Origin of the sequence: Methylocystis sp., from assembly GCF_051062815.1 — a bacterium.
Classification (GTDB): Bacteria; Pseudomonadota; Alphaproteobacteria; order Rhizobiales; family Beijerinckiaceae; genus Methylocystis.
The window spans coordinates 24,510-31,481 of the sequence record NZ_JBPFDU010000015.1; the positions used below are offsets into that span (position 1 = coordinate 24,510).

Consider the following 6,972-nt stretch of genomic DNA (forward strand, 5'->3'; position numbering starts at 1 on the left):
CCTTCTCCCGCGTGCGGGAGAAGGTGGCCCTCGCGTAGCGAGGGTCGGATGAGGGCGCTTCGATGAACCTCTTCATCCTCACCGGCGCGGGCGTTTCCGCCGAAAGCGGCCTCGGCGTTTTTCGCGGGCCGGGCGCGGCGCTGTGGAAGCGCTACGATCCGATGCAGCTCGCAATGCCCGAGGCCTTCGCCCGCGATCCGGCGCTGGTGCATGCGTTTTACAATGCGCGGCGGCGCAATCTCCTCGCCGCTTCGCCCAACGCCGCCCATGCCGCGCTGGCGCGGCTTGAAGCCGGACTCGCCCCGCGCGGCGGCGCATTGACGCTCGTGACGCAGAATATCGACGATCTGCATGAGCGCGCCGGTTCGACGCGCGTCATTCACATGCACGGCGAATTGCTCAAAGCGCGCTGCGCTTCATGCGGCGCGGTGAGCGATTGCCGCGAAGACCTTTCGACCGACTCGCGTTGCGGCTGCGCCGGCGCGCTGCGGCCGCATGTCGTCTGGTTCGGCGAAACGCCGCTCTTTATGGACGAGATGTACGCGGCGCTGAGAGCGGCGGATCTCTTCGTCGCCATCGGCACGTCAGGCGCGGTCTATCCCGCGGCGGGCTTCGTGCGCGAGGCGCGCGCCCGAGGTCTGCGCTGCTGCGAGATCAACCTTGAGCCTTCGGAAAACGCCGCGGAATTCGACGACAGGCGCTATGGCCGCGCGAGCGAGATCACGCCGTCATGGGTGCAGGAGATATTGGAACCGTGAATGAGCCCCAGTGTCATTTCCCGACGCGCGCAGCGCGATCGGGAATCCAGAGAGCAGCCGCAACGATCGCTGGCGTTGTTCTGGATTCCCGCTTTCGCGGGAATGACATGAAACTGGCCGCACAATGACCAAACCCTTGCCCGTTGGATCGCGCTTTGCAGAGATCGACACCTGGGTGTTCGATCTCGACAATACGCTCTATCCGCAAACCGCCGACCTCTGGCCCAAGATCGACGCGCGCATCACGTTGTTCATGATGCGGCTCTTCGGCCTCGACGCCATTTCGCTGCGCGCGTTGCAAAAGCATTATTACCGCCAATACGGCACGACGCTGCGCGGGCTGATGACCGAACATGGGATCGACGCCGAGGCCTATCTGGCCTTTGTGCATGACATCGACCGCTCGTCGCTGGCGCATAATCACTCGCTGGCGGAGGCGATCGCCGCGCTGCCCGGACGCAAGCTCATCCTCACCAATGGCTCGCGCCATCACGCGGTCGAAACCGCGAAGCAGCTCGGCATCGACCATGTTTTTGAGGATATTTTCGACATCATCGCCGCGGAGTTCATCGCCAAGCCGGATGAAGGCGCCTATATGCGCTTTTTCGAGAAGCTGAAGATCGAGCCCAAGCGCGCCGCGATCTTCGAGGACATCGACCGCAATCTCGTCGTTCCGCACGCGCGCGGCATGACGACGGTGCTGGTGACGCCGGCCCATGACGAAGGCCCCGAGCGCGAAGCCTGGGAAATCGCCACGGGCGACGAACCGCATGTGGATTTCGTGACGGACGATTTGGTGGTGTTCTTGGAGGGATTGATCGGGAATTAAGTCGTGAGCGAACCCATCAAGATCAGATCGGTGTCTTGCGGCTGGGCGCCGGCGGCCGTCAGCATCGCATGAATCTGGCCCCTGTGATGGGTCTGGTGATTGAAGATGTGGCTGACGACGAGCCACTTCGGCTTGATCATATCCGATTGCATGAGGCTTGAACGCCAGATGAGATCGCCGGCGAGCCAGTCGTCGGTGACGGCGTCCGCCCAGTCGATCAGCTTTTCATCGCAGACGAGACGATCCTCTTTCAAGCTGTCCCAATGGTCGCGATAGGAAGCTGATTCGCTCAACGGCGTGGAAGGTCTGGGGGCGTCGGAAATGCGGCTCAGCCACATATGGTCCGCCCAAAGAAGATGGCTGAAAGTCGCATGAATCGATTTGAAGAAAGCGCCGCGATCCTTGCGCCGCTCTTCATCCGACAGGCTGTCGGCGGCGGCGTAAAGGCTGGCGTTTTGCCAGCGGTTGTAACGCGCCATGGTCTGTACAAATGTGGAGCGTATCATGTGATTGTCTTGCTTTTGGACGCCTATTGCAGCAACGCCCTTGCCTTCGCCAGCGCCTGCGCCACTTCCGCTTTCGTCGCGGCGCCTTTTTTCTTCGCCTTACGTGCGCGCCAGTCGAGGCTCTTCACCTGATCGGCGAGCGCGGCCGAGGGCTTTGCGTCCGCGAGCGCAACTTCGAATGGATAGCCCTTGATCTTCGTCGTCATCGGGCAGCACAGCATCAATCCGGTTTTACCATTATAGGCTTTCGGACTGAGCACCAGCGCAGGGCGATGGCCCTTTTGTTCATGGCCCGTCCGCGGATCGAAATCGAGCCAGACGATATCGCCCCGCTCGGGGACGTAAGCCATTAGAGCGCCTCGCGGCCGACCGGCGCGCCGAAGTCTTCCTCCTCATGCAGATTGTCGCGCGTGACGCCCGCGAGCAGCGCATCGAGCGTGAATTCTGGCGCTGCGAGCGGCTCGATCACGACGCGCCCCGCTTCGACGCGCACGTCGACGGCCTGGTCGATTGCAAGCCGGGCTTCCTCCATCACCGCGGCCGGCATCCGTACGGCGGCGGAGTTTCCCCATTTCTTCACTTTCGCGCGCATGATGCTTTCCCTTTCAGAAGCCGGCGCTGGATTGCCTCGTCGCGCTCCTCGCAATGACGGCATTACGTATCTACTTCGTTTAAACATAGGGGCCGGCGGCCGGCGCGTCAAACATTTGGGCAGCGGCGTTTGCACGAGGGTTCCCGCGTCATAACCGGGCTTGTCCCGGCCATCCACGCCAGGACGTTGCGCCAATGCCGCGGGACTTGCGTTACGGCGACGCGTGGATGCCCGGCACAAGGCCGGGCATGACGCTGAGAGTGCGCGCTATGCACGTCTTCATTGCGCCGGGTCGTCGTCATGGCACATCGCCCCGTGTTGAACTCCCCTCGCCATGGCCTTACAACCGCGCCAGCCTTCACCGCATCATTTTCGGGATTTTCATGCCGCACACGGGACTTGAGACGCTCATCAGCGCCGCTTTCGAGGATCGCGCCAATATTACCGCCGAGACGCAGGGCGACATCCGCCGCGCCGTCGATGGCGCGCTGCGTCTCTTAGACGCCGGCAAGCTGCGCGTCGCCGAGAAGATCGAAGGCCAGGAAGGCCCGGATAGCTGGCAGGTCAATCAGTGGCTGAAGAAAGCCGTGCTGCTTTCCTTCCGCCTGAACGATATGGCGGTGATCGCGGGTGGGCCCGGCGGCGCGACCTGGTGGGACAAGGTCCCCTCGAAATTCACCGGCTGGGGCGCCGGCGAGCATACGGCGGCGGGCTTTCGTTCCGTGCCGGGCGCGATCGTGCGCCACTCGGCCTATGTCGCGCCGGGCGCGATCCTGATGCCCTCCTTCGTCAATCTCGGCGCCTATGTCGACAGCGGGACGATGGTCGACACATGGGTCACCGTCGGCTCCTGCGCGCAGATCGGCAAGAATGTTCACTTGTCTGGCGGCGTCGGCATCGGCGGCGTGCTGGAGCCGTTGCAGGCGAACCCGACCATCATCGAGGACGATTGTTTCATCGGCGCGCGTTCCGAGGTCGTCGAGGGCGTCGTCGTCGGCAAGGGCTCGGTGCTGTCGATGGGCGTCTTCATCGGCGCCTCGACCAAGATCGTCGATCGCGCCACCGGCAAGATCCACATGGGCTACGTGCCGCCCTATTCGGTGGTCGTGTCGGGCAGCCTGCCGGGCAAGCCCTTGCCGGACGGAACGCCAGGCCCGTCGCTCTATTGCGCGGTGATCGTCAAGACGGTCGACGCGCAGACGCGCAGCAAGACCGGCATCAACGAGCTTTTGAGGGATTGATGGACGCCGAGCGCCTGCGCTTTCTCTACCAGACCGAACAGGGCCGCATCGATCGCGCGACCTGGCGGCGCGGCGCCGGCGCGCTTGTCGCGGTTCTTTTGCCGCTGACGCTGATCTGGTTCGCGCTTGCGCCCTATTCGGCGCATGATCTGGCGACGACGCCGTTCTTCGCGCCGATGACGATTCTCGCCTACGCCTATGTCATCTTTTACGCTTTCGCCGTGATGCTGATCGTCGTGAGCTTCATCAATCTTTCGGCCAAGCGCTGTCGCGACCGCGGCCTCAACCCGCCGCTCGGCCTCGCGAGCCTCGCGCCGCTGCTTGCGCTGCTTGCCGGCGCCGCGCATTTTCTGCAGCCGCGCGTCGCCGAGGTCATGTCGCGCTGGTATGTCTGGGGCGTCGACGCGCTCTTTGTCGCCGCCGCTGTGTGGACCATCTATGAATTGGGTTGGCGGGAAGAGTCGCGCCGATAATGCGCCTCACCGCCGTCCGAACCGCTCGAACTGACAAAGCGAATTGATGATGTCGGAGTCCCGCGCCGTCGCGCTTACCCGCGAACTCATTCGCTGTCCGTCCGTGACGCCCGCCGACGCCGGCGCGCTCGACGTCGTCGAGAAGGCGTTGAAAGCGGTCGGCTTCGAGACGCATCGAATCGTCTTCTCCGCGCCGGGCACGCCCGACATCGATAATCTCTTCGCCAAGATCGGTTCGGGCGCGCCGCATCTCGCCTTCGCCGGCCATACCGACGTCGTGCCGCCGGGCGATCCCGCGCGCTGGCGCTTCGATCCCTTCGCGGCGGAAGTTTCGGACGGCCGCGTCTACGGGCGCGGCGCCTCGGATATGAAGGGCGCTATCGCGTCGTTCGTCGCGGCGGCGCTTACTTATGTCGAGCTTCATGGCGCGCCGCAGGGAGCGCTCTCGCTGCTCATCACTGGCGATGAGGAAGGCGTGTCGATCAATGGCACGGTGAAGCTGCTTGAATGGGCGGCGGCGCGCGGCGAGCGCTTCGATCACTGCATCGTCGGCGAGCCGAGCAATGCGTCGACGCTCGGCGACATGATCAAGATCGGACGTCGCGGTTCGCTCAGCGGACGCATTCGCGTCATCGGCAAGCAGGGCCATGTCGCCTATCCGCAGCGCGCGGAAAATCCGGCGCCGATCATCGCGCGCATCGTCTCTGCGCTCTCGGGTCACGAGCTCGACAAAGGCACGACGCATTTCGAGCGCTCCAATCTCGAATTTTCCACGATCGACATCGGCAATCCGGCCATCAACGTCATCCCCGGCGAGGCGCGCGCGCAGTTCAATGTCCGCTTCAACGACGTCTGGACGCATGAGTCGCTGAAAGAGCGCATTCTGCAGGTCATCAAGGAAGCGGCGCCGAACGCGAATGTCGAAGTCGAATTCCCGCCGTCGAACGCCGTCTCCTTCATCACCAAGCCCGGCGCCTTCACCGAACTCGTGGTTGACGCCGTGCGGCAGGTGACGGGAATGACGCCGGAACTCTCGACGACCGGCGGCACCTCCGACGCGCGCTTCATCGTCAATTATTGTCCGGTGCTGGAGTTCGGCCTGACGAATGAGACGATTCACGCGGTCGACGAGAACGCCCGCGTCGCCGATATCGACGGTCTCTGCGCCGTATATACGCGCATCATCGAGCGTTATTTCGAGCCCGCATCCGCTCGATGAAACCGGTCCAAACCGGGTCGGGCGTCCATATTCTGTCGAGGTCGGCGCGGGCGCGCGCCTCTTCCATGCCTGCGTCGATCCGGTAAAGATAGACGAAGGCCGAGACCCGGTAGTTCGCGATGCAGTGGACATGCGTCGCAGCTTCGCTGGCGCCTTCAAAAGCCGCGCAGAAGCGATCGAAGTCCTCTTCTGTGGGATTTTGAAAGTCGACCGGTATATGCGTGTAGCGCAGGCCCAGCGTCGCCAGAATCTCCGCTTCGTTCTTTAGCGCCTTCTCACTGGTCGCGGGCGCGAGATTGATGACCTCGCGCACGCCAAGCGCGGCGATCTCATCGAACTGCGCTTGCGTCGGCTGACCGGATGTCGTGGTCCGCTCATCGAGACGCAGCCAATTATATATGTCGACGGGATCGGCCACTGGCGCTCTCACGCGTTGCGTTTCATTGCGACGGCGTCACCCCCGCGCGGCGAGCGGCACGACATTGTGCAGCTGCGCATCCGCCGTTTCGAAGAAGCGGCGCAAATTACGCGCCGCCTGACGAATGCGCTGCTCGTTCTCGACGAGCGCGAGGCGCACGAACCCCTCGCCATGTTCGCCGAAGCCCTCGCCCGGCGCGACGGCGACGTCGGCCTTCTCGATCAGCAGCTTCGAAAATTCGAGCGTCGAAATATTGCGGAAGCGCTCGGGCGCCGGCGCCCAGGCGAACATCGAGGCGCGCGGCGCCGGGATCGGCCAGCCCGCCTGCGCGAAGCTCTCGACCATCACGTCGCGCCGCCGCTTGTAGATCGCGCGCATCTCCTTGACGCAGTCGTCGGAGCCGTTGAGCGCCGCGACCGCCGCGACCTGCACCGGCGTGAAGGCGCCGTAGTCGAGATAGCTCTTCACCCGCGCCAGCGCCGAGAGCAGCCGCTCATTGCCGACCGCGAAGCCGATGCGCCAGCCGGCCATCGAGAAGGTCTTCGACATCGAGGTGAATTCGACGGTCACATCCATCGCGCCCGGCGCCTGCAGCATCGAGGGCGGCGGATTGTCGTCGAAATACACCTCGGCGTAGGCGAGATCGGAGAGCACGAAGATCTCGTGCTTCTTCGCGAAGGCGACGAGATCCTTGTAGAAGTCGAGCGAGGCGACTTCCGCCGTCGGATTGGACGGATAGCAGACGACGACCGCGATGGGCTTGGGGATCGAGTGGATGATCGCGCGCTCCAGCGTCACGAAATAGTCGGGCGTCGGCGCCGAGGGCACGGAGCGGATGACGCCGCCGGCCATCAGAAAGCCGAAGGCGTGGATCGGGTAGGAGGGGTTTGGCACCAGCACCACGTCGCCCGGCGCGGTGATCGCCTGCGCCATATT

The 6,972-nt window shown here is 63.8% G+C and carries 10 protein-coding genes; 5 read left to right on the forward strand and 5 right to left on the reverse strand.

What is annotated here, in order from left to right; all coding sequences use genetic code 11:
• The first annotated feature begins 62 nt into the window (after positions 1-62).
• Complete coding sequence (locus ACR65W_RS01740) at positions 63-758, forward strand: NAD-dependent deacylase (protein ID WP_434499539.1); 696 nt, start codon at positions 63-65, stop codon at positions 756-758.
• Between the two features lie 124 nt (positions 759-882).
• Positions 883-1,587: a pyrimidine 5'-nucleotidase gene (locus tag ACR65W_RS01745; RefSeq protein WP_434499538.1), complete on the forward strand. Its 705-nt coding sequence runs from the start codon at positions 883-885 to the stop codon at positions 1,585-1,587.
• Here ACR65W_RS01745 and ACR65W_RS01750 read toward each other — a convergent pair.
• The 3 genes from ACR65W_RS01750 to ACR65W_RS01760 are packed head-to-tail and all read right to left on the reverse strand — an operon-like array spanning position 1,584 to position 2,685.
• A complete protein-coding gene (locus ACR65W_RS01750; RefSeq protein WP_434499537.1) occupies positions 1,584-2,093 on the reverse strand; it encodes a DinB family protein in 510 nt (169 codons plus the stop codon). The two genes, ACR65W_RS01745 and ACR65W_RS01750, sit on opposite strands and share 4 nt — an antisense overlap.
• 23 nt (positions 2,094-2,116) lie before the next feature.
• Positions 2,117-2,443, reverse strand: coding sequence for an endoribonuclease MazF (gene mazF / locus ACR65W_RS01755; RefSeq protein WP_434499536.1), 327 nt, complete (start codon positions 2,441-2,443; stop codon positions 2,117-2,119).
• Positions 2,443-2,685 carry an AbrB/MazE/SpoVT family DNA-binding domain-containing protein gene (locus tag ACR65W_RS01760; protein ID WP_434499535.1) on the reverse strand — a complete coding sequence of 81 codons (243 nt, stop codon included), beginning with the start codon at positions 2,683-2,685 and terminating at the stop codon, positions 2,443-2,445. Before ACR65W_RS01760 ends, mazF begins: the two co-directional genes overlap by 1 nt.
• A gap of 383 nt (positions 2,686-3,068) precedes the next feature.
• On the opposite strand from ACR65W_RS01760, the gene dapD reads away from it, so the two are divergent.
• From dapD to dapE, 3 genes are read left to right on the forward strand one after another with little or no spacing between them, the layout of a single operon-like run.
• Complete coding sequence (gene dapD / locus ACR65W_RS01765; protein WP_434499542.1) at positions 3,069-3,926, forward strand: 2,3,4,5-tetrahydropyridine-2,6-dicarboxylate N-succinyltransferase; 858 nt, start codon at positions 3,069-3,071, stop codon at positions 3,924-3,926.
• Positions 3,926-4,399: a hypothetical protein gene (locus tag ACR65W_RS01770; protein WP_434499534.1), complete on the forward strand. Its 474-nt coding sequence runs from the start codon at positions 3,926-3,928 to the stop codon at positions 4,397-4,399. Before dapD ends, ACR65W_RS01770 begins: the two co-directional genes overlap by 1 nt.
• Positions 4,400-4,448: 49 nt before the next feature.
• Complete coding sequence (dapE, locus tag ACR65W_RS01775; protein ID WP_434499541.1) at positions 4,449-5,618, forward strand: succinyl-diaminopimelate desuccinylase; 1,170 nt, start codon at positions 4,449-4,451, stop codon at positions 5,616-5,618.
• Here dapE and ACR65W_RS01780 read toward each other — a convergent pair.
• A complete protein-coding gene (locus ACR65W_RS01780; RefSeq protein WP_434499533.1) occupies positions 5,581-6,036 on the reverse strand; it encodes a protein tyrosine phosphatase family protein in 456 nt (151 codons plus the stop codon). The two genes, dapE and ACR65W_RS01780, sit on opposite strands and share 38 nt — an antisense overlap.
• 36 nt (positions 6,037-6,072) lie before the next feature.
• The coding region (locus ACR65W_RS01785; protein WP_434502225.1) for an aminotransferase class I/II-fold pyridoxal phosphate-dependent enzyme at positions 6,073-6,972 on the reverse strand (900 nt) is incomplete at its 5' end.